Consider the following 21,419-nt stretch of genomic DNA (forward strand, 5'->3'; position numbering starts at 1 on the left):
TATTACCTTAATGTAAATTTCAATACCTCAGCTCTAAAAAATACCATTAGAACGAGAAAAAAATGAATCTCAAAAACCTCATCATCTAAAAGAAAGGATTGCACAAGGTCTAGTTAAAATGAGAAAGTGATAAAAGATGGTGGAATTCAGCCAAATTAATGATTAAGAGGCACCAATGCAAAACGCCTGGTCTTGTGAACCAGGCGTTTTAGTTTCTACAGCTTGATAGCTGGCGAAGTTAGGGGCAATTACATCATGCCACCCATTCCACCCATACCGCCCATACCGCCCATATCAGGCATGCCACCACCAGCGGAATCATCTTTTGGAGCTTCGCAGATTGCGCAATCAGTAGTCAACAATAAGGCGGCAACAGAGGCTGCATTAACCAATGCAGTTTTTGTTACCTTAGTTGGATCGATCACACCCTGAGCAACGAGGTCGCCATACTCACCAGTTGCTGCGTTATAGCCGTTATTACCCTTGCTGGCCAATACTGCATTAACAACTACACTGGCTTCATCACCTGCGTTAGAAACGATGATGCGAATTGGCTCTTCCATTGCGCGCAATACAATATTGATACCAGCATCTTGGTCAGCATTATCGCCTTTCAAGCCCTTGATACCTTGCATCGCACGTAACAAAGCAACGCCACCGCCAGGAACAATACCTTCTTCAACCGCTGCACGAGTTGCATGCAATGCATCATCAACGCGGTCTTTCTTTTCTTTCATCTCTACTTCAGTAGCAGCACCAACACGAATCACTGCAACACCGCCTGCTAACTTCGCAACACGCTCTTGCAATTTTTCTTTGTCGTAGTCGCTAGTCGCTTCTTCGATCTGGACACGGATGTTCTTCACGCGCGCTTCGATTGCTTTAGCATCGCCAGCACCATCAATGATGATGGTGTTTTCTTTGCCGATTTCGATACGCTTAGCTTGACCTAAGTGCTCAAGAGTTGTTTTCTCAAGTGTGAGGCCGATTTCTTCAGCAATCACAGTGCCACCAGTCAAAATTGCGATGTCTTCCAACATGGCTTTACGACGATCGCCAAAGCCTGGAGCCTTAACAGCGCAGGTCTTGATGATGCCGCGAATATTGTTCACAACCAAGGTTGCCAAGGCTTCACCTTCAACATCCTCTGCAATAATCAACAATGGACGACCAGACTTCGCTACTTGCTCGAGCACTGGGAGCAAATCACGGATGTTACTAACTTTCTTGTCAAACAAGAGAACGTATGGAGTTTCCAATACGGCAACTTGCTTTTCAGGTTGGTTAATGAAGTATGGGGAGAGGTAACCGCGATCAAACTGCATACCCTCAACAACTTCAAGCTCATCTTCCAAAGACTTACCATCTTCAACAGTGATAACGCCTTCTTTGCCTACTTTTTCCATGGCTTCAGCAATTCGCTGACCAATGCTTTGGTCGCTATTAGCCGAGATAGAACCAACTTGAGCGATTTCTTTAGTGGTTGTGCAAGGCTTGCTAATTTTCTTGAGCTCTTCGAGTGCCGCTGTAACCGCTTTGTCGATACCCCGCTTCAAGTCCATTGGATTGTGGCCTGATACTACGTATTTCATACCTTCGCGAACGATAGACTGAGCCAATACAGTAGCGGTAGTAGTACCGTCACCAGCGATGTCATTGGTTTTAGAAGCAACCTCCTTCACCATCTGAGCACCCATGTTCTGGAGCTTGTCTTTAAGTTCGATTTCTTTTGCTACGGACACACCATCTTTAGTGATGATTGGGCCGCCAAATGAACGCTCGATAACCACATTGCGACCTTTTGGTCCTAAAGTTACTTTTACTGCGTTAGCAAGAATATTTACGCCTTCTACCATCTTGGTACGGGCGTTATCTCCAAATACGACGTCTTTTGCTGCCATGATTGAATTCCTTTCTTAGGTAGCGATTACTTCTGTACAACAGCCATGATGTCTTCTTCGCGCATGACGAGAAGCTCATCGCTGCCGACCTTAACTGTTTGACCTGCATACTTGCCGAACAACACGCGATCGCCAACTTTGACGTCTGGTGCATTCAACTTGCCGCTGTCATCACGCTTGCCTGGGCCAACTGCCAATACTTCGCCTTGATCTGGCTTTTCAGCAGCAGCATCCGGAATGATGATTCCAGAGGCAGTTTTTGATTCTTGATCTAAACGTTTAATGATTACGCGATCATGTAAAGGACGCAGATTCATTCCTTCTCCTATGTTAGTAAGTGTTAACTAATTAAAAAACCAATATAAATCAATGTGATGCAATCTCTTAACGCGAAGGTAACAAACTATGGAGCTTAATTAGTTTGTTTTAGCACTCGCGTGTAAGGAGTGCTGATTATATAGGCCTGATTCTCGGGATTTCAAGAGCAAATTCATCTTAAATTTCAAATGGGTTGTCAGGCTTTCTATAATGGAGTCAGGCAAGTAGGTGATTTCCTACATATAAATAAGCCTTAAGCCCTTACCGCTCCAATCTGACCTGCCTAGACTGGCTATTCAATGACTGGAGAATGCTGATGAGCCCGAAATCCCGGCTGTACACGCTTGTAAAGGCCTGGAAGAACAAACCCTTCCAAGAAGTGCGCGATGCCTGTGGCCAGCCTTGGCTTGGTCTTAGCAGCGAAGCGCTCGAAGAACACCAATCCTGGTCCCAACGACAAGCGATTAGTAACGAACCCATTTTTAATAGCCAAGGAACTAAGCTGACGAGCTCTTTATTTACACCATTACTTACCGCCACTGAAACGCAGCTCCTTCGATTGTTCATGGAGGGGCTGGACACGATCACGTACTGGTACCGCAGTGGTCGGTTCATTCAGGGCATCCTGCCTTTGCCAGCGAAATACTTGGCATCTAGTAAGTTCATAGACGCTTTGAGCGATCTCATCCTCAACTCTAGGCTTCCAGTTGGGCTAGTGAGCTTAGGAGTTCAGAAGCTAAATGAAGCTGATTCCATCAATTCTTGTAACGAAGGCTTACTAAGAATGCGTCGCCTTGGAGTCCTCATTCATCTCCTACATTTTTCTGGCTCCAGCTTACAAATCCGCTGGATTGAGGAAATTGAGCCCGAGGGCATTCATATCGAGATAGGCCAATTCCGAACCAAGGGCTTGCCAAACGAAATGATGTCCCTTGACCAGAAATTTTACGCTCAAATCTATGCGAGCAACGTCACCCTGGTGAAGGATTTAGAGAATGTCATGGCAATCGGAGCACAACACTGCTATGGCGGACTCATGATGCCTCCGATAAGCCGACATCAAATGCTACACACCAGTGATAGCCGTATCGCTAAGGCCATTTTTTCGCTGCACCCTCATAAAAACCAAAACGGAGACAAGTAATGAGAAAACGCGTGATGTTGGTAGATGACCATCCAGCTATGCTGATGGCTTTAAAAAGTATGCTGCAGGATCAATTACTTTTTGAGATAGCAGGACAGGCACAGAATGGAGAAGAGTGCCTACGCTCAATCAAAGAAGTAAATCCCAATATGGTGATCTTAGATTTGGATATGCCCAAGACAGATGGGTTTGATGTCATACGCCGAATTGGCTTGATGCACCCAGAGGTCCGAATTCTGGTCCTCTCTAGTTTAGATGAGGCAGTCTATGGTGGCAGAGTTCGATCCTTAGGCGCACATGGTTTTGTTAATAAGACGGCTGGAGCTGATGTCATTTTGGCTGCATGCGTTGCCATCTCACAGGGATATACCTTTTTCACGCATGGGAAGAATGGCAATACCTCCCTGAGCGATAACGACAAATTGGCGCTGATATCCGATCGCGAGCTACAGGTCATGAAGTATCTTGGCAAAGGTAATACAAATCAGCAGATATCGGACTTGCTACACATTAGCAATAAGACGGTAGCAACCTATAAAACCAGAGTCTTCGATAAATTAGGTATTAACAATATTGCAGATTTGATCTTGTTCTGCCGCATGAATAACATCATCGAAAGCTAAAGACGGTATGCATCGATTCATATTGAAAAACATATTCGCACTCTTTTGTGTCTATGAGGGTCTGGTACATGCAGGCTCCTTTAGTGCGGTAGAACAATCATGGATCGATGCCCATCCAGTCGTACGATTTAGTATTCACGAAAAATATGCACCCTATCTCACGCCATCCAAAAATCAAGTGTCTGCAGGGCCTTTTCAGGTGCTACTATCAAAAATTGAAGAATGTACTCGACAGCAATACATACCAGTATGGAGAAAATCTGACTCGGAGGGATTAAGGCAGCTTGGCAAAGGCGAGGTAGATTTCATCATTGATCCGCCAAGCATTAATAACTATGTACTGCAATTTGGATCCCTCTCTGAGCCCATCTTTTGGGGGCATGATGCCGTTATCACCAAATCCTCAGGCAGACTAGATTCGCCTGATTTAAGGATTGCATACTTTGATCGGGGCCTTGAGAATGCACCCTCGAGCATTGATGGTCGCAGTGAGGGTAAAGAAATACGGTCCACGCATAACTTAATTCAATCCCTCATCAAAAATGATATCGAGGCACTAGTCATGCCTATTCGCTTGGCTCACCAACTTATACGCGAAACTTACAGTTCAGATCTAAAAATAGATGGTTTATACAGTCGGACTCCTTTTGCCTATCGCTGGCTAATCCCAGATCAAGATGCCCCTTTGCATGGTGTATTGAGCCACTTTCTAAGCGACCTAGATCCGATGGCCTCGCGCCAACTCTTTGCCTTAGGAATTGAAACTGAAGCAAAGTCAAACATCGCCCCCTGGCTCAGCGCTATCTTCGTCCTCCTAATTGGCGGGGCAATGTTTTACCAGCTCCAAAGAAAGTATTTCTATCAGAAACAAGCTGCTCTTGACCTATTGCACTCAAAAGAGGAGGCAGAAAAAGCGAATGCTGCCAAGTCTGCTTTTTTGGCAACTATGAGCCATGAAATTCGTACGCCGATGAATGCCATCTTGGGGGTTCAAGAGCTACTACTTAGTAGCGAGCAGTTTCCCAAAAAAGATAAACCACTATTAAAGAGTGCTCAAGCTTCTGCCGAATCTCTTTTGGGTATGCTGAATCAGGTATTGGATATTTCTAAGATTGAAGCTGGCAAGCTTACCCTGAATCTGGAGCCTTGCAATCCTCATCAATTGATCATGGATATTCATGCAGCATTTTCAACAGTTGCTAAGAAACAGAATCTACTACTCCACACTTCAGTTGATCCCAGAATCGCGGAAGTACTCATGATTGATTCCTTGCGCCTAAGACAAATTCTTCAGAACTTACTGAGTAACGCAATCAAATTCACTACCGAGGGTGAAGTCTACTTTTCTATTACCGTCCTGGCAGATGATCACGCGGGTCAATTACTTGAATTCAGGGTCATCGATACTGGGGTAGGCATGGGGAGCGAGCAAATTAAATTAGCCCTACAAGCCTTTGAACAATTACCCGCTACTCAAGATTCCCATCTATCGGAGCAAACAAGGGGGACTGGCCTTGGGCTCACTATTACCAATCACCTAGTAAACTCCATGAATAGCCATCTCTATTTTGATAGTGCTCCAGGCTTTGGAAGTAATATCCACTTTTCAGTAGCACTTCCCAGAACTAGTGTTGCGGCTCCACGGGGTCCAGGCTTTGATTCGTCTAGACCTTCATCTAGGACCTTGGTGTCGAAAAAATCCGGGCAAAAAAACTGCGATATTTATGCTTTGGTGGTTGAAGACCACCCAGCTAGTCGCCAAATTTTATCGCTACAGTTAGAAGCGCTTGGGATCAATACTTGTGTTTGTGAGAACGCTACTGTTGCGCTAGAGTTAATCAAAGACCATCATTTTGATCTGATGCTGACAGATCAATCGATGCCTGGTATGCAGGGCTCCGAATTAGCCAAACAAATTCGATCCCTAGGCAACCGTAACTTAATCATTATTGGCGTCACTGCTGATATTTACGCTCTAGACTCACGTCATCAATTTTTATCCTCTGGCATGAACGGAGTACTGATCAAGCCACTCAGCTTAGGCGCTCTTGAGAATGAGCTCATGCGCTACTTTGAGTCCAGCCAAAATTCCATCTGCACCGATGAGCCTTATTCATTTGATGCCTTCTCTAATCTCATCAAAAATGATCCTCACCAAATCATTGTGATATTGGAAGAAATCGAAAAAGTTCACCTGGAGACCTTGATTCAATTGCGCTCAGACAATAATCATGCCCTAACTAATGAAGCCCATTTTCAGAGCCTAGTTCATAAAGTCAAAGGTGGGTCACAACTATTACAGGCTAATGAATTTATCGATGCCTGTAAATCACTTGAAGTTGAGGGGCCTCTGTTAGAACGTATTGAACGATTCATAGCCCTTCTAGAAAAACAAAATCAAACTATCAAGGCTTATAAGAAAAGATATCACCGGTGATTTTGGGTCGTTATAAGCTGATGTGCGACAAGGTTTATCCTATTGGAAATGCATACCCAAAATTCCTCACTCATAATCGCCACCCTGTTAGCCAATCTATCAGCATGTTTGCTATTCAGCCCACAAGTGCATTCTGCTGAATCGACCTCCCAAGATGCTGCAATTCGGTACATACCTAAGGCTGTAGCTGTAAGCCTTGAAAAGAATCAGATTCCCAAAGAGGCGATCAGTATTTCAGTGGTAGAAATTGAGCTAGAGCGTCCAGGAAAAGTGAAGGCAAAAACAGAATTAGACTGGCGCTCCAAGCAGGCCATGAATCCAGCCTCGACTATGAAGCTCATCACCACCCTAACAGGCTTGGATATGCTGGGCCCTCAATATCGTTGGCGTACAAATATCTATACCGATGGATTCATTCGTCAAGGCATCCTTAAGGGTAATCTGTATTTACAGGGTACCGGCGATCCAAAGCTAGTTCCAGAAGAACTCGCCAAAATGATGAAGGCGATACAAAATCTAGGTATCCAAAAAATTGATGGCAACCTATTCTTTGATAGAAGTGCCTATGCTCCCAGCGTGATGGAACACAATACAATTGATGGCGAATCTCTACGTGCCTACAACGTGCCTCCCGATCCCCTGCTATATGCTTTTAGAACCCTTGCATTTCAACTAAGTAAATCGCGCACTGCCGACTTTATTGATATTAGCTACACTCCACCTCTATCCCAACTCAAAGTAATTAATCAAATGCAATTGGTTAATCAATCTTGCGATAGCTGGAAAAGTAATATTCGCTTTAATTTAGATCCCGAGGGCGATAGAGCCATCACCAACCGACTCATCACTGCGCAGTTCTCTGGCAGCTTTCCAAATACTTGTAAAGGCGTGAACTACAACGTCGTTGCTTTAGATGCCAACACTTTTCTGACTCAAGGATTCACTGCAGCCTGGGAATTGGCAGGTGGAACTTGGACTCAAGCACCCACCGGCAAGTCTGCTACCGTTCCCCTAGCGGCGCGAATGCTGCTGCAGTTTGAGGGAATTCCTTTAGCTGATGACGTCCAAGATATTAATAAGTATTCCAATAACGTCATGGCTAGACAGCTGATGCTGACTTTAGCTCTGGAGAAGATGGGTAAACCGGCGAGCACTGAAAATGGGGAGCTCGTCATTCAGAGTTGGCTAAAGGGTTTAGGGCTTCAGTTCCCAGAACTCGTAATTGAAAATGGCTCCGGTCTATCACGTAATGAGGCAATCTCAGCTGAGCATATGAATCAACTATTAGTTGTAGCTCGCAACTTATCCGTAGCGGAAACGTTTTACAACAGCCTACCGATTGCGGGTACAGATGGTACGATGCGCAATCGGCTGATGGCACATTTACGGAAATTTCTGCACTTAAAGAAAAAACCTGAGGCTCGAATCAAAACAGGATCACTTGCTGATGTCAGGGCTATATCAGGCTATGTAATGAGTAAGTCTGGAAAGATGTATGCGGTGACCTCATTCATTAATCACCCCAATGCGTGGAGAGGTTTAGACGCGCATGATCAACTTTTATCGTGGCTACTTGATGATGGTCCAGAACCAAAACACGCTCGCTGAAGTCGATCTCGGACGCCATCCCACTCTTCGCCTGCTGGCGGTTCTGGATACAGAATCAAATCCCAGCCCTGCTGATCTAAATCTCGCAAAGATCGATATAAACGACTTGCAAATGTAGCGCTATCACTAGGCACAATCACCTCCTCAAAATGCACGGATGGATGCCCATCTTCGCCTAACGAAGAGTCTGAATCCCATACGGCAACCGCCACTCTTGACTTGATATCGGGGAATTCACTAAGCGCATCCAAGACTCTGCCTGGTGCATACATTCTCAAAGAGGTTGTCGGAGCGTAATGAGCTCGTAGGCTGCCAGAGACTCTTGGTGTATCGCTATTCTGTTTTATTGAGCCAAGCTCACTAGGTAAGTAGACTTTGATACCAGTCTTGCTAAAAATTTCTCCGGGAGTAATGAGGCCTGGCCGCAACAAGATCGGATGATCACCGGAAGATAGATCAATAATGGTCGACTCAATCCCAACTTCGCAATCACCGCCATCTAAAATCATCAAGTCCAATATATCCTCAAACTCACTTCGCACGTCGGCAGCACTTGTGGGAGATACTTTTCCGAAACGATTGGCCGATGGAGCAACCACCCCACCCTTAAACCTCCGAAGCAACTCTTGTGCAATCGGATGGGCAGGTGCACGAATCGCAACGGTATCCTGACCACCAGTCAGTTCATTTAAAACACTTTTATCTTTTTTAAAGACTAAGGTCAGTGGGCCCGGCCAAAAAGCTTGAATAAGTTTGAGGGCATCTTCTGATAAATCCCTTACCCATGGCGCTAGCACTGGCACCCAATCAACTTGAGCTTCATCGAACTTATCGGGGGCCGCCAAGTGCACAATCAGCGGGTGATTAGATGGCCTGCCCTTAACGGTAAAAATCTGTTTAATTGCTTCAGGGTTTTTAGCATCCGCTCCTAAGCCATAAACCGTCTCGGTCGGAAAGGCGACCAAACCACCGTCTCGTAGAGTTTGTACTGCTTCTTTAATTACCGCAGTTGTATGCAATACGCTACCATCACCAGACATTGCTAGGGCTCGATCCCTAATTCAACAGCGACCACCGCACAATTATTACGCGCTTGGCTAAGTGACTCGCCTAAACAATTAATATGCCCCATCTTGCGACCGATGCGTGGATCGGACTTGCCATATAGATGTAACTTGGCATCCGGGTGAGAGAGCGCCTTATCCCAAGCGGGTTCTCTTGCCTTATCTTCGCTACCCTCGTACCAAAGATCGCCCAAAATATTGAGCATAGAGACAGGGGCTAGCAAGCGTGTGTCACCCAGGGGTAACCGAGCCATACTTCTAACCTGTTGCTCGAACTGACTGCTGACACAGGCATCCATGGTGTAGTGACCAGAGTTATGGGGACGCGGGGCAATTTCATTTGCAACAATATCTCCGCCTTTTAGAACGAAGAACTCTACACATAAAACACCCACGTAATCAATCTTACGAATCAGCGCTTTAGCAGCTTCAATCATTTTTTTCTCTTGTCCAGGCTTAAGTGATGGCGCTGGCACAGTAGAGGTATGCAATATACCGTTGCGGTGAATATTTTGAGATACAGGATATGCCACTACAGCATCATCATATCCACGAACCACCAAAGCAGATACCTCAAAATCTAAATCCATGCGCTTTTCAAGAACACAAGGCACTTTTCCTAACCCTACCCAAGCTGCAACTAAGTTACTAGAGTCATAAACAGTAATTTGACCCTTGCCGTCATAACCCATTCGTGCAGTTTTCAGAATACCTGGGAATAGGTCGGCTGGCACATGCTCAATATCAGCATCATGCTCAATAACACAGTAAGGTGCAGGGCCAATATTGGTCTCAGATTTCCAGGTGGCTAAGAACTTTTTCTCAGCAACGCGGTTTTGAGCCAATGAAACGCAACTACTGCGAGGCGCTACAAAGACACCTAAAGACTCCAGCTCATCCAAGGCTTGCGCTGGAACATTTTCAAATTCGGTGCTGACAGATTTACACAGGGCAGCCATCTCTTTTAAAGCAGCAGAGTCTGTGTAATCAGCCTGAATGAATTTTTCCGCAATCGATCCAGCAGGACTGTCCGATCCAGGATCAAGAACGCAGACCTTGTACCCCATGGCTTGAGCGGCTTGTGTAAACATTCGCCCCAATTGACCACCACCCAATATTCCCAAATATGAGCCCGGCAAAATAGGCTCCATACGATCTGCCATCTGATTAATATCCAGGCAAATTCATGGAACGCGCGGTATCGGACTGCTTCGCACGAAACTCTTCTAACTGTTTTGCTAAGGCAGAATCGTTGACTGCCAAATTAGCAATCACGTGCAGTGCTGCATTTGCAGCCCCTGCCTCACCAATGGCAAATGTCGCAACTGGAATGCCTTTTGGCATCTGAACAATGGAATAGAGAGAGTCCTCTCCGCGCAAATACTTACTGGCAACTGGGACGCCATAAATAGGCACAATGGTTTTTGATGCCAACATTCCCGGTAAATGCGCAGCGCCACCAGCACCAGCAATGATGGCTTTTAGACCATTCTTGGAGGCATTCTCGGCGTAGGCAAACATGTCATCTGGCATACGATGGGCAGATACCACCTTGGCCTCATGAACAATACCAAATTGCTCCAGTATTTGAGCGGCGTGTTGCATGGTATCCCAATCTGAATTGGATCCCATTACTATTCCGACTACCGGCTTTTTGCTCATTTACCTCTCCAAATGCCCTGATTTACATCGTTAATCTAACTAAGAAGCTATTATCCCAGCCTTTTTTAGAGCCCCAAGGAAATTAGGCATTAGTGAGGCGAGCGAGGGCTTCGCGGTACTTTTGCGCTGTTTTATCAATAACATCTACTGGCAACGCAGGTGCTGGTGCGGTTTTTGGCCAAAGCCTACCCTCGACCATGGCCGTTTCGAGCCAATCCCGAACAAATTGCTTGTCATAGGAAGGGGGGTTTGCGCCCACATGATAGGTTTCAGCCGGCCAAAATCGAGAAGAATCGGCAGTAAGGATTTCATCCATCAACACCAACTGGCCAGCATCATCCAAACCAAATTCAAACTTGGTATCAGCAATGATGATGCCGCGAGTCGCGGCGTATTCCGAAGCCTCTTTGTATAAGCGAATACTGACCTCACGAATTTGATTGGCTAACTTCTCACCAATCATCTCGATGACTTTGTCAAAGGATATGTTTTCATCATGCTCACCTAACTCTGCTTTAGCGGCAGGCGTGAAAATAGGTTCAGGCAACTTCTGTGCATTTTCTAAACCTGCTGGCAATGTGATGCCGCAAACCTTGCCAGTTTCTTTGTAATCCTTCCAACCACTACCAGCTAGGTAACCACGCACTACCGCTTCAACCAAAATTGGCTTCAGTCGTTTGGCCACTACTGCACGACCTTTAACCTGATCCACCTCATCGGCAGGCACAACGCTTTCAGGATCAATGCCCGTCAAGTGATTAGGAATTACGTTAGCTAACTTAGCAAACCAAAAGTTGGCCATTTGGTTAAGCACAATACCCTTTTCGGGAATAGGCTGACCCATCACTACGTCAAATGCAGACAAGCGATCCGTAGTGATCATGAGTAGCTTGTCATCACCCAATGCGTAGACATCACGCACTTTCCCTTTGGAGAGCAAAGGCAATGACTTAATAGAGGTGGCATACAAAGCTGGCATAGTTACTTCACTTCACGATCTGGGCTAATTTGCCACTCTTATACAGCTCAGCCATTTTTTCCAGGGGAATGGGCTTAATTTTAGATGCTTGGCCTGCGCTACCAAAGGCATTAAAACGTGCGATACATACCTTCTTAGCTGCTTCACGCGCAGGCTTTAAATAATCACGTGGGTCAAATTTGCTCGGGTTCTCAAACAGATAGCGACGGATCGCGCCAGTCATCGCCAACCGAATATCAGTATCAATATTGATCTTGCGAACACCGTTCTTAATACCTTCTTGAATTTCTTCAACCGGCACACCATAAGTTTCTTTCATATCGCCACCAAACTCACGAATCTCGGCGAGCAGCTCTTGCGGAACGCTTGACGAACCATGCATCACTAAATGCGTATTCGGAATCCGTGTATGAATCTCTTTAATACGCTCGATTGCCAAGATGTCACCAGTGGGCTTCTTAGTAAACTTATATGCGCCATGGCTAGTGCCAATAGCAATCGCCAAGGCATCGCACTGTGTAGCCTTTACAAAATCAGCCGCTTGCTCAACGTCTGTTAGCAATTGCTCGCGCGTCATTTTGCCATCAGCACCATGACCATCTTCTTTATCACCCTGCATAGTCTCCAAAGAACCAAGAACGCCTAGCTCAGCCTCAACAGTAACCCCAATAGAGTGAGAGAACTTCACCACCTCTCTAGACACATCTACGTTGTATTCATAACTAGCAACAGTTTTGCCGTCAGCCTCTAAAGAGCCGTCCATCATCACACTAGTAAAGCCACTCTTAATAGCAGCCATACACACTGCTGGACTTTGGCCATGGTCTTGATGCATTACGACTGGAATATGTGGATAAGCTTCAACTGCCGCAGAAATTAAATGACGCAAGAAAGATTCACCAGCATATTTACGAGCACCGGCAGATGCTTGCATGATGACCGGAGAATCTGCCTCATGAGCAGCCTCCATGATCGCCGTGACTTGCTCTAAATTGTTAACGTTAAATGCTGGCAAGCCATAGCCATTTTCAGCAGCATGATCCAAGAGTTGTCGTAAAGATACTAAAGCCATGATGACCTCTTAATTAGAAATGTTAGTGATAAAGAATTTGAAGGGTTATGCTCTAAAGTGAATTACTTCACCTGAATAATCTTGAGTGAATTGGTGCCTCCAGGCTCGCCCATAGGCTCACCCGAAGTCAGCACCACCACATCACCCTGCTTCACTGCGCCTACCTTCTTCAAGCAATCTTCTACCTCCTTCAATGCAGTATCACGTTGCTTGGTGTAATCCAGTCCAATGGGAAATACATTGCGATAGGTGCTCAAGGCACGCTGAGTTGCAATCTTGGAAGTTAAGGCAAAGATAGGTAAGTGAATATTGTGACGACTCATCCACACCGCAGTAGATCCCGAGTCAGTCAAAGCGGCGATAGCATTGGCATTGAGATGATGTGCCGTAAATAGCGCGCCCAAAGCAATCGTTTGATCAATACGTGTGAAGGTTTGATCTAGGAAATCAGTGTCCAGCTTTACACGATCCGACTTTTCGGCTTCAACGCAAATCTCAGCCATTGCTTTAATCGTTTGTACAGGATACATACCGGCTGCAGATTCTGCAGATAGCATGACGGCATCAGTACCGTCCAATACTGCATTAGCTACGTCGCTCACCTCAGCTCGGGTAGGCACTGGAGCATTGATCATGGACTCCATCATTTGTGTTGCTGTAATCGTAAATTTATCAGCCTCGAGCGCGAGTTTAATCATACGCTTTTGTAAAGCAGGGACAGCAGCATTACCAACCTCAATAGCTAAGTCACCACGCGCGACCATAATGCCATCGCTCTCTGCGATGATGCTATTTAACGCATCTGGCTCGATCGCTTCAGCGCGCTCAACTTTAGCAATGGTACGAACCTTACCAACACCATGCTTAGCACTTGCAGCATCTGCCAACTTACGGGCATAGGCCATGTCTGCGCCATCTTTTGGAAAGCTGATCGCTAGAAAATCTACGCCCATCGCAATTGCTGCATCCAAATCTGAAATATCTTTTTCTGTCAGCGCTGGCGCGGTCAAACCACCGCCAGCACGATTAATGCCTTTGTTATTAGAGAGCGGTCCACCCTGCTCTACCAGAGTAAAGATTTCTCCACCCTTAACACTCTCTACGCGAAGAACAACCAAGCCATCATTTAATAAGAGGCGATCGCCAGGCTTGACATCTTGTGGCAACTCTTTGTAATCCAAGCCTACGCGCTCTTGACTACCAAGCTCACAGGCAACATCTAGAATAAATTGCGCGCCTTCTTTCAAAAGAATTTTGCTATCGACAAATTTACCTACGCGAATTTTTGGGCCCTGAAGATCAGCCATGATGCCAACCTCCTTACCAACTTCTGCAGAAATACTGCGAACTAAATCATGACGTGCTTTGTGGTCAGGAACCGTACCATGAGAAAAGTTCATCCTGACAACATCTACGCCTGCACGAATCATCTCGCGCAATACTTCAGGCTTTTCCGACGCAGGTCCTAGCGTGGCAATGATCTTTGTTGCTCTCAACATATTTATTCTTTCGCTCTTTCAGCCAATACTGCAAAGGCTGGCAGGGTCTTACCTTCCAAGAACTCCAAGAAGGCGCCACCGCCAGTTGAGATGTAATCCACTTGATTCTCAATACCGTACTTCGCAATTGCCGCCAAGGTATCACCACCACCAGCAATTGAAAATGCAGGTGAATGGGCAATTGCTGCTGCCAACATCTTAGTGCCACCGCCAAACTGATCAATTTCAAATACGCCCAATGGGCCGTTCCAAACAATCGTGCCAGCATGCGCCAACATGATCGATAAACGCGCGGCAGTTTTAGGGCCAATATCTAAGATCATGTCGTCTTCTGCAACTTGATCTGCAGGAACACGATTTGCACGCGCTAATGGAGAAAGTTCGTTCGCAACAACTACGTCTTCAGGAATGGGAACATGCGCACCGCGCTTTTCCATAATCTCCATAATTTCTCGCGCCTCATTCACCAAGTCTGGCTCCGCCAAAGACTTACCTATTGGCAAGCCTTTAGCCAACATAAAAGTATTGGCAATGCCACCGCCAACAATTAACTCATCTACCTTGTCAGCTAAAGCCTTTAGGATAGTGAGTTTCGAAGATACCTTAGAGCCAGCAACAATCGCTATAAGAGGGCGCTTAGGACTTGCGAGTGCACGACTCAATGCGTCTAGCTCTGCCGCCATTAGGGGCCCAGCACAGGCAATCGGTGCAAATTTCGCGACACCGTGGGTAGTTGCTTCGGCACGGTGAGCAGTACCAAAAGCATCATTGACATACACATCACACAGAGCGGCAATCTTCTTGGCCAACTCATCATTATTCTTTTTCTCGCCCACATTGAGACGACAGTTCTCCAGCAATACCAATTCGCCTGGATTCACTTCAAAGCCACCATTTACCCAATCGCTGATAAGCGGGACTTTTCTATTTAGAAGGGCTGCAATTCTATCCGCCACTGGAGCCAAACTATCTTCAGGTTTAAATTCACCCTCAGTTGGACGACCTAGATGAGAAGTCACCATCACCGCCGCTCCGGCATCTAAACACATCTGAACCGCTGGCATGGAAGCTCTAATTCGGGTGTCTTCCGTAATATTGCCGACATCATCCTGAGGCACATTGAGATCGGCGCGAATGAAAACCCGCTTTCCTTTGAGAAGACCTGCTGCTGCTAGTTCACTAAGGCGTTTTACTTTAAAGAGAGATTCCGGCATGAGAATGGGCAAAGTTAATGATTTATGGGCAATGCTCCATTCTAAATCGTCTGGACTTCCCGCCCCAAAGGAATTGGGCTGCCTAGCTTCGCTCCCTGCTCTACAATAAAGGCTGGGATGCTTTAAAAGGCAGAGGGGCCTAAATCCCCGGCTGGCGTCCTGTTTTACCGAATTCAGTTACCCAATTTATTACTTATTAAAAGGTAGAAAAAATGTCGATGTCTGACCGCGATGGCTTTATTTGGTCCGATGGGAAGCTTGTTCCCTGGCGTGAGGCCAATATTCATGTGCTAACCCACAGTCTCCACTATGGTATGGGGGTATTTGAAGGTATTCGCGCCTACAAAACTCCCCAAGGCACCGCCATTTTCCGCCTTCCAGAGCACGTTAAGCGCCTTTTTAATGGAACTAAAATTTTCCAGATGAATATGCCATGGACCCCTGAGCAAATCACTAGCGGCATTATTGAGGTTGTTAACAGCAATAAGCTGGAATCTTGCTATATCCGCCCAATTATCTTTATTGGCTCTGAAAAACTCGGCATCTCACCAAAAGGTAATAGCATCCATACGGCGATCGCTGCCTGGGAATGGGGCGCCTATTTGGGGGAAGATGGCCTTAACAAGGGTATCCGCGTTAAAACCTCCTCATTTACTCGCCATTTCGTGAACTCCTCGTTAGTGCGTGCCAAGGCGTCTGGCTATTACATCAACTCCATTTTGGCCAACCAGGAAGTTACTGCCAATGGCTACGATGAAGCACTTTTATTGGATACAGAAGGTTATGTTTCTGAAGGTTCCGGTGAAAACGTATTCATGGTGTGCGATGGGATTGTTTACACCCCGGATCTCGCTTCATGCCTAGATGGCATAACCCGTGACTCCATTATTGAAATCGTAAAAGACCTTGGTCTCGAATTACGTGAAAAACGTATTACCCGTGATGAGGTCTACTCCGCTGATGAAGCTTTCTTTACTGGCACCGCTGCTGAAGTAACGCCGATTCGTGAACTGGATGACCGCACTATTGGTGACGGTAAACGCGGTCCAATTACTGAGCGAATCCAAAAGACCTATTTTGATGCGGTGTACGGCAGAACTGATAAGTACAAATCTTGGTTAACTTACGTTAAGTAATAGGGAATCAGAGAATGAGTGAAGCTCAAGTTGTCATGGTTGACGGCAATGCAGATTTGCCTTTGCATTGCCCAACCAATAAAACCCCTAGCTGGAATTCACATCCACGTGTATTCCTAGATGTTGCTGAGACGGGTTGGGCGAAGTGTCCTTACTGTGGCACTGAGTACAAGCTCATTCCTGGTACCGAGCCTCACGGGCATTAATCCTATGGGCACCCTAGAGCGGGGTGCCGTGTCGGGATACCTCATATGAATCGTATTCTGATCATCGCCCCCAACTGGATTGGTGATGCTGTAATGTCGCAGCCGCTGCTGTTGAATCTCAAAGCTATTTACCCGCAGTCTCAAATAGATGTCCTAGCAAGTCCCTGGGTTACACCGATTTATCGTGCCTGCGCAGAAGCCCATGAAGTCATTGAGGCTCGCCTAGAGCACAAGCAATTGCAATGGGGCTTACGCAAGCAACTCGCAAAGCAACTCAAATTAAATCAATATGATGCTTGCTTTGTTCTACCTAATAGCTTGAAATCTGCCCTCATCCCTTGGCTCGCCAATATTCCACTACGCATTGGCTATCGTGGAGAGATGCGCTTTGGGCTAATCAATTTTGCTTTGGATAATCCTAGCAAACTACATCGTCCGCCGATGGCAAATCATTACCTTGCGCTCTGCAATGTCATAGATCATGCAGAAGAGATTGATACCAATCAGCCCGTGGATCCGAAGCTAAACCTCTCACTTTCAGCCAAACAATTTATCAGCACTAAGCTGCAAGCAGCCGCGATCGATGAAAAATCGATCTATGTGCTTTGCCCAGGCGCCGAGTACGGAGCAACAAAACGCTGGCCCATCGAGCACTTCGCTACTCTAGCTCAGCAGTTAATCGTCAATGAGGCAGATGCTCAAGTGATTCTTCTAGGCAGTAAAAGTGATCATGCTTTAGGTGAGCGCATCAGGACTCAAAAAAGCAATACCCTGAAAATACATAACTGGTGCGGCGAGACTTCGCTTGACGAAGCGATTGCACTCATTGGTATGAGTAAAGCCTTAGTCAGCAATGACTCCGGTTTAATGCATATCGGCGCTGCATTAAAGATTCCTCAAGTAGCCATCTTTGGCTCAAGCGATCCGCACCATACTCCACCGCTATCTGATAAAGCTAAAGTGATTTGGCTTAACCTGCCTTGTAGTCCTTGCCACAAAAGAGAATGTCCATTGGGACATCTCAAATGCCTAAAAGATATTTCGCCAGCCACCGTATTGGGCGCCATTCAGACACTTCGTTAATTTTGTAGCGTCATATATTGAAAGTAAGCCATGTCAAAACTAGCCAGACTATTTCATAACGCAGACGAAGTAGTAGATGCTTGGCGTGATGCCTTAAAACATCGCGATGTCAAAGGCGCTTTGGCGATCTGGTTAGATGATGACTCGATTACTTGCGTACTCCCAGAAGGTCAGCGCCTAAGTGGTCATGCAGAAATTCGGGCAGGCTTGGAGCGCCTCTTGGCAAAACAAGCACTTTTTTTAGAACCTATTGCCTGTATTAGCCACTCTATTTTAGGTGCTGCAATATACGACACTACTGAAGCAGTACATCTACGTGATGATCAAATTGAAACGGAGTTCTTTCTCAACATCACTTTAGTTTTACTACAAGATAGTCAAGGCTGGCGAATTGCTCACTTGCATGCAAGTCATTCTACTGAGGATACTTTTGATGCACCATCGACTCCACACGGTCTACATTAATTCATGACGATCAAAAAATTACTGTCTCATGGATGAGCAAGTACTTAGGTCGCTAATTAAGTGGCCCAATGTACCACACTGCTTTGGCTGGCTAGCACTTGATCGTCGAGGCCAATGGCGCATGCGTGATGAATTTGCGCAAGCCAATCAATTAGCCGGGACCATTATTCAGCATACAGCCCTCAATGATTTCATTTCCAGAAATTATGCATGCGACTCTCTGGGTAGATATTTTTTTCAAAATGGTGCTCAAAGGGTATTTATCACACTGGATGCCACGCCATGGATTGCCAGAATGATTCCCAGCGAAAGCGGCATACAACTATTAAATCAGTGTGGCGGAAAGATAGAGCCACAAAGTGCCCTAATTGATGAAAAGGGTAACGTCTACATCACCGGATCAATTACACAATCGCTATCTGATCAAATCGATAAGACGATATTCACTAGAACTGCATTGACATCAGTTGCGTTACTGCACGATCATGATTTAGATATTTTCTCAGAGCAATCCACAGTCCATGAAGATGCCTGCAGCTTTAGAGGTTTATGGTTATGGAGTGGGAAAAAAATTCCAATAGAACCCATCCACTCAATTGAACTCAGTGAACGCTTTCATTTTGTGAAAGCGCCTAGAAATTAATTAGCCGGGCATATTTTTACCCTGCTCCTTCAACTCCTCTTGGTATTGCTTTTGCATTTCACGTAAGCGTGCATCAATACTGGATGCCTGATAAAAATCTGCCCCTCCAGACGATCTTGCAATCTTGAGCTGTTCGATTGCTGAGGGCCAAGCACCCTCAAGTGCATACTTTTCTCCTAGTGCGTAATGGCGCATCGGCACATTTTTTGCCTGATCATAGGCATTCGAAAGCATGCTCCACCAAACTACTTCGTTTGGCTGCAATCTGGTGCGCGCTCTCAACCAGTTAATCGCATCATTAGTGCGCCCTAGTTTCAGGTAGGCACTCATCATCGCCGCACCAGCAGCATAGGACTGTGGATAGGCCTTTAAAGTCGCTTGAGCAATTTGCAAAGCCTCATCACCCTTGCCTCTAGCTAACGCTAACTCGGAAGCTGTAATATCCAAAGATAAGCTTTGTTGCAGTATCGGTGATCCTGGCGCACTAGCACCATTGGCTAGATTACGCGCTTGCTGCAAATAGCTTGCAGCTTGATCAAACTTCCCCTGTTTTTGAGCAACTAGCGCAAGTCCATAAAAACCCTCCATTTGCTTGCCAGGACTAGATTGCTTACTCAAAGATTCAAAGATATTTTTTAAGTCATACATCTGGCTCGAACTTCCAGACTGCTCCATGCGAGCACGTGCTTTTATAAAATAAAACTCTAGTGCTGTCGGCACATTTCTATTGGCGACATTACGAGCACGATCTTGCATGTCCGCAATACGATCCGTTGTTAAGGGGTGAGTACGTACATAGGATGGAACACCGTTATCCATAATTCCGGTAGCTTTTTGTAGGCGCTGAAAAAACCCCGGGGCGCCATTTACGTCATAACCACTTGCCGCCAGGATCTGAAAACCGATACGGTCAGCCTCGCGCTCAGCATCTCTTGAATAAGAAAGCTGGTTATTCACGGCCACTGCTTGACCACCCTGCATCAGACCAGCAGCTGCGCCTGGATTACGTGAAGCAGCTAAGGCACCCAATAATATGCCCGCAAGAGCGATCATCGTATTAGTAGTCTGCCTATCCATCTGGCGAGCCAAGTGGCGTTGTAAAACGTGGCCAGTCTCGTGACCCATAACTGAGGCAACTTCAGAGTCTGTTTCGGCACTAACTAGTAGCCCCGTATGAAAACCAATAAATCCACCAGGTAAGGCAAATGCGTTAATACTGCTGTCTTTAACTGCGAATACTTCAAAGTTATAGGCGCCACTACCTAGCTCATTAGCGCCAGCCAATTGCAAACGTTTTGCTGCTTGTAATAAGCGTCGCTCCATTTGATTTAAATAATCATAGATTGGTAAATCATTGGAATAATCTACATCTGGACGAATCTGGCGCATGATCATTTCGCCATACTTTTTCTCATCCAAGCGGCTTAAACTATCACCACCAGGATCGCCCATATCTGGGAGCACAAAACTTGGTTGAGTTTGGGGTGTATTACGTGCTGGTAGGTTAGAGGAGCGGGCATCAGGCGACTGCACAGCTCTGCCCAAATTTTGAAAAGCTGCTGACTCACCTTGTACCGATACATCGCCCGTGATTGGTGAAGGTACAGGTCCAGCCGCGTAGACAAAGCCGGCACCAGGGCAAGCTAAGGCCAAAATGAGCTGGCTAGCCAAAATTCGCTTAAATATCGATGATTTTTGTGATGTCTTTATGACTTTCATCCCTATATGGTAAAACTTATCCCATGAACAAACTAACTCATTTTGATGCCAGCGGGCAAGCCCATATGGTCAACGTTGGGGACAAGCCCAATACGCATCGTCTTGCCATTGCTACAGGCAGAATCACTATGCTGCCAGAGACCCTGAGCATGATTGAAGCAGGAACCCATAAAAAAGGGGATGTTTTGGGTATTGCCAGAATTGCAGGCATTCAGGCATCTAAAAAGACGCCGGATTTAATCCCGCTGTGTCACCCATTAGCCCTAACACATGTAAGCCTTGATTTTGCTCTGAACAAAGAAAGCAGCAGCATTACCTGCCAAGTGAGAGCCGAGACCACTGGCCCTACTGGCGTCGAAATGGAAGCTCTCACCGCAGTCCAAGTCGCCCTACTCACAATCTACGATATGGCCAAAGCCGTTGATAGAGGTATGGTGATGGGGGAGGTAAAACTACTTGAGAAGAATGGCGGTAAGTCTGGGGAGTGGAAAGTAGCCGAGTAGTCCGAAACTATTGAATCTTTCAACCCCCCAAAATCTTCCTAGCAGATGGATATATGGTCTACCGGCAAATCTGCCTGATAACACTCATACATTTTGGAATAAGCAGTTTCCAGATTTTTAGTAAACAGTGGGGTATTAAATAA

The 21,419-nt window shown here is 46.0% G+C and carries 20 protein-coding genes; 10 read left to right on the forward strand and 10 right to left on the reverse strand.

Annotated features, from left to right (window positions below):
* Window positions 1–248: 248 nt before the first annotated feature.
* Entirely contained in the window at window positions 249–1,901 is a 1,653-nt protein-coding gene (gene groL, locus ICN43_RS10975) for a chaperonin GroEL (RefSeq protein ID WP_216199735.1), read from the reverse strand.
* 26 nt (window positions 1,902–1,927) lie between these two features.
* A complete protein-coding gene (locus ICN43_RS10980) occupies window positions 1,928–2,218 on the reverse strand; it encodes a co-chaperone GroES (RefSeq protein ID WP_015421939.1) in 291 nt (96 codons plus the stop codon).
* A 317-nt stretch (window positions 2,219–2,535) separates the two neighbouring features.
* Between ICN43_RS10980 and ICN43_RS10985 the strand changes: the two genes are divergently transcribed.
* The 4 genes from ICN43_RS10985 to dacB are packed head-to-tail and all read left to right on the forward strand — an operon-like array spanning window position 2,536 to window position 8,031.
* On the forward strand, window positions 2,536–3,363 hold the full coding sequence (locus ICN43_RS10985) for a diguanylate phosphodiesterase (protein WP_216199737.1): 828 nt from the start codon (window positions 2,536–2,538) through the stop codon (window positions 3,361–3,363).
* A complete protein-coding gene (locus tag ICN43_RS10990; RefSeq protein ID WP_015421957.1) occupies window positions 3,363–3,986 on the forward strand; it encodes a response regulator transcription factor in 624 nt (207 codons plus the stop codon). Before ICN43_RS10985 ends, ICN43_RS10990 begins: the two co-directional genes overlap by 1 nt.
* Before the next feature lie 7 nt (window positions 3,987–3,993).
* Entirely contained in the window at window positions 3,994–6,423 is a 2,430-nt protein-coding gene (locus tag ICN43_RS10995) for a response regulator (protein ID WP_216199739.1), read from the forward strand.
* A gap of 48 nt (window positions 6,424–6,471) precedes the next feature.
* Entirely contained in the window at window positions 6,472–8,031 is a 1,560-nt protein-coding gene (dacB, locus tag ICN43_RS11000) for a D-alanyl-D-alanine carboxypeptidase/D-alanyl-D-alanine-endopeptidase (RefSeq protein ID WP_216199741.1), read from the forward strand.
* On the opposite strand, the gene ICN43_RS11005 is transcribed toward dacB, so the two are convergent.
* The 7 genes from ICN43_RS11005 to ICN43_RS11035 form a co-directional block, all read right to left on the reverse strand.
* The gene (locus ICN43_RS11005) at window positions 7,977–9,071 is read right to left on the reverse strand and encodes an L-threonylcarbamoyladenylate synthase (RefSeq protein WP_216199743.1); all 1,095 of its coding nucleotides are present in this window, start codon (window positions 9,069–9,071) and stop codon (window positions 7,977–7,979) included. The genes dacB and ICN43_RS11005 overlap by 55 nt on opposite strands.
* 2 nt (window positions 9,072–9,073) lie before the next feature.
* The gene (locus ICN43_RS11010; RefSeq protein WP_216199745.1) at window positions 9,074–10,258 is read right to left on the reverse strand and encodes a 5-(carboxyamino)imidazole ribonucleotide synthase; all 1,185 of its coding nucleotides are present in this window, start codon (window positions 10,256–10,258) and stop codon (window positions 9,074–9,076) included.
* Between the two features lie 4 nt (window positions 10,259–10,262).
* Window positions 10,263–10,757, reverse strand: a complete 495-nt coding sequence (purE, locus tag ICN43_RS11015) for a 5-(carboxyamino)imidazole ribonucleotide mutase (RefSeq protein ID WP_216199747.1) — start codon at window positions 10,755–10,757, stop codon at window positions 10,263–10,265.
* An 82-nt stretch (window positions 10,758–10,839) separates the two neighbouring features.
* Window positions 10,840–11,736 (reverse strand): phosphoribosylaminoimidazolesuccinocarboxamide synthase, encoded by an 897-nt coding sequence (locus ICN43_RS11020; RefSeq protein ID WP_216199750.1) that lies wholly within the window; start codon window positions 11,734–11,736, stop codon window positions 10,840–10,842.
* 7 nt (window positions 11,737–11,743) lie between these two features.
* Window positions 11,744–12,808 (reverse strand): class II fructose-bisphosphate aldolase, encoded by a 1,065-nt coding sequence (gene fba, locus ICN43_RS11025; protein WP_216199752.1) that lies wholly within the window; start codon window positions 12,806–12,808, stop codon window positions 11,744–11,746.
* 62 nt (window positions 12,809–12,870) lie between these two features.
* Window positions 12,871–14,307: a pyruvate kinase gene (gene pyk / locus ICN43_RS11030; RefSeq protein WP_216199753.1), complete on the reverse strand. Its 1,437-nt coding sequence runs from the start codon at window positions 14,305–14,307 to the stop codon at window positions 12,871–12,873.
* A gap of 2 nt (window positions 14,308–14,309) precedes the next feature.
* Window positions 14,310–15,521, reverse strand: coding sequence for a phosphoglycerate kinase (locus ICN43_RS11035; protein ID WP_216199755.1), 1,212 nt, complete (start codon window positions 15,519–15,521; stop codon window positions 14,310–14,312).
* A gap of 212 nt (window positions 15,522–15,733) precedes the next feature.
* Between ICN43_RS11035 and ICN43_RS11040 the strand changes: the two genes are divergently transcribed.
* The 5 genes from ICN43_RS11040 to ICN43_RS11060 are packed head-to-tail and all read left to right on the forward strand — an operon-like array spanning window position 15,734 to window position 19,054.
* On the forward strand, window positions 15,734–16,657 hold the full coding sequence (locus tag ICN43_RS11040; protein ID WP_216199757.1) for a branched-chain amino acid transaminase: 924 nt from the start codon (window positions 15,734–15,736) through the stop codon (window positions 16,655–16,657).
* A gap of 14 nt (window positions 16,658–16,671) precedes the next feature.
* Entirely contained in the window at window positions 16,672–16,863 is a 192-nt protein-coding gene (locus ICN43_RS11045) for a zinc-finger domain-containing protein (protein WP_216199759.1), read from the forward strand.
* 45 nt (window positions 16,864–16,908) lie between these two features.
* On the forward strand, window positions 16,909–17,946 hold the full coding sequence (gene waaF / locus ICN43_RS11050; protein ID WP_216199761.1) for a lipopolysaccharide heptosyltransferase II: 1,038 nt from the start codon (window positions 16,909–16,911) through the stop codon (window positions 17,944–17,946).
* 30 nt (window positions 17,947–17,976) lie between these two features.
* Window positions 17,977–18,411 (forward strand): nuclear transport factor 2 family protein, encoded by a 435-nt coding sequence (locus tag ICN43_RS11055; protein WP_216199763.1) that lies wholly within the window; start codon window positions 17,977–17,979, stop codon window positions 18,409–18,411.
* 28 nt (window positions 18,412–18,439) lie between these two features.
* The gene (locus ICN43_RS11060) at window positions 18,440–19,054 is read left to right on the forward strand and encodes a DUF2946 family protein (protein ID WP_216199765.1); all 615 of its coding nucleotides are present in this window, start codon (window positions 18,440–18,442) and stop codon (window positions 19,052–19,054) included.
* Here the strand turns inward: ICN43_RS11060 and ICN43_RS11065 are convergent, their stop codons facing one another.
* Window positions 19,055–20,773, reverse strand: coding sequence for a M48 family metalloprotease (locus ICN43_RS11065; RefSeq protein WP_216199767.1), 1,719 nt, complete (start codon window positions 20,771–20,773; stop codon window positions 19,055–19,057).
* Between the two features lie 23 nt (window positions 20,774–20,796).
* On the opposite strand from ICN43_RS11065, the gene moaC reads away from it, so the two are divergent.
* Window positions 20,797–21,276, forward strand: coding sequence for a cyclic pyranopterin monophosphate synthase MoaC (gene moaC, locus ICN43_RS11070; protein WP_216199769.1), 480 nt, complete (start codon window positions 20,797–20,799; stop codon window positions 21,274–21,276).
* Window positions 21,277–21,419: the final 143 nt, after the last annotated feature.

The sequence above is a fragment of the Polynucleobacter sp. UK-Mo-2m-Kol15 genome, from assembly GCF_018881505.1.
Taxonomy (GTDB): domain Bacteria; phylum Pseudomonadota; class Gammaproteobacteria; order Burkholderiales; family Burkholderiaceae; genus Polynucleobacter.

Coding starts and splice junctions, on each gene's coding strand:
- ICN43_RS11040 (WP_216199757.1), top strand. CDS start 15,734: ATGTCGATGTCTGACCGCGATGGCTTTATTTGGTCCGATGGGAAGCTT.
- ICN43_RS10980 (WP_015421939.1), bottom strand. CDS start 2,218: ATGAATCTGCGTCCTTTACATGATCGCGTAATCATTAAACGTTTAGAT.
- waaF (WP_216199761.1), top strand. CDS start 16,909: ATGAATCGTATTCTGATCATCGCCCCCAACTGGATTGGTGATGCTGTA.
- ICN43_RS11010 (WP_216199745.1), bottom strand. CDS start 10,258: ATGGCAGATCGTATGGAGCCTATTTTGCCGGGCTCATATTTGGGAATA.
- ICN43_RS11060 (WP_216199765.1), top strand. CDS start 18,440: ATGGATGAGCAAGTACTTAGGTCGCTAATTAAGTGGCCCAATGTACCA.
- purE (WP_216199747.1), bottom strand. CDS start 10,757: ATGAGCAAAAAGCCGGTAGTCGGAATAGTAATGGGATCCAATTCAGAT.
- ICN43_RS11005 (WP_216199743.1), bottom strand. CDS start 9,071: ATGTCTGGTGATGGTAGCGTATTGCATACAACTGCGGTAATTAAAGAA.
- ICN43_RS11035 (WP_216199755.1), bottom strand. CDS start 15,521: ATGCCGGAATCTCTCTTTAAAGTAAAACGCCTTAGTGAACTAGCAGCA.
- ICN43_RS11065 (WP_216199767.1), bottom strand. CDS start 20,773: ATGAAAGTCATAAAGACATCACAAAAATCATCGATATTTAAGCGAATT.
- dacB (WP_216199741.1), top strand. CDS start 6,472: ATGCATACCCAAAATTCCTCACTCATAATCGCCACCCTGTTAGCCAAT.
- ICN43_RS11055 (WP_216199763.1), top strand. CDS start 17,977: ATGTCAAAACTAGCCAGACTATTTCATAACGCAGACGAAGTAGTAGAT.
- groL (WP_216199735.1), bottom strand. CDS start 1,901: ATGGCAGCAAAAGACGTCGTATTTGGAGATAACGCCCGTACCAAGATG.
- pyk (WP_216199753.1), bottom strand. CDS start 14,307: ATGTTGAGAGCAACAAAGATCATTGCCACGCTAGGACCTGCGTCGGAA.
- ICN43_RS11045 (WP_216199759.1), top strand. CDS start 16,672: ATGAGTGAAGCTCAAGTTGTCATGGTTGACGGCAATGCAGATTTGCCT.
- fba (WP_216199752.1), bottom strand. CDS start 12,808: ATGGCTTTAGTATCTTTACGACAACTCTTGGATCATGCTGCTGAAAAT.
- ICN43_RS10985 (WP_216199737.1), top strand. CDS start 2,536: ATGAGCCCGAAATCCCGGCTGTACACGCTTGTAAAGGCCTGGAAGAAC.
- ICN43_RS10990 (WP_015421957.1), top strand. CDS start 3,363: ATGAGAAAACGCGTGATGTTGGTAGATGACCATCCAGCTATGCTGATG.
- moaC (WP_216199769.1), top strand. CDS start 20,797: ATGAACAAACTAACTCATTTTGATGCCAGCGGGCAAGCCCATATGGTC.
- ICN43_RS11020 (WP_216199750.1), bottom strand. CDS start 11,736: ATGCCAGCTTTGTATGCCACCTCTATTAAGTCATTGCCTTTGCTCTCC.
- ICN43_RS10995 (WP_216199739.1), top strand. CDS start 3,994: ATGCATCGATTCATATTGAAAAACATATTCGCACTCTTTTGTGTCTAT.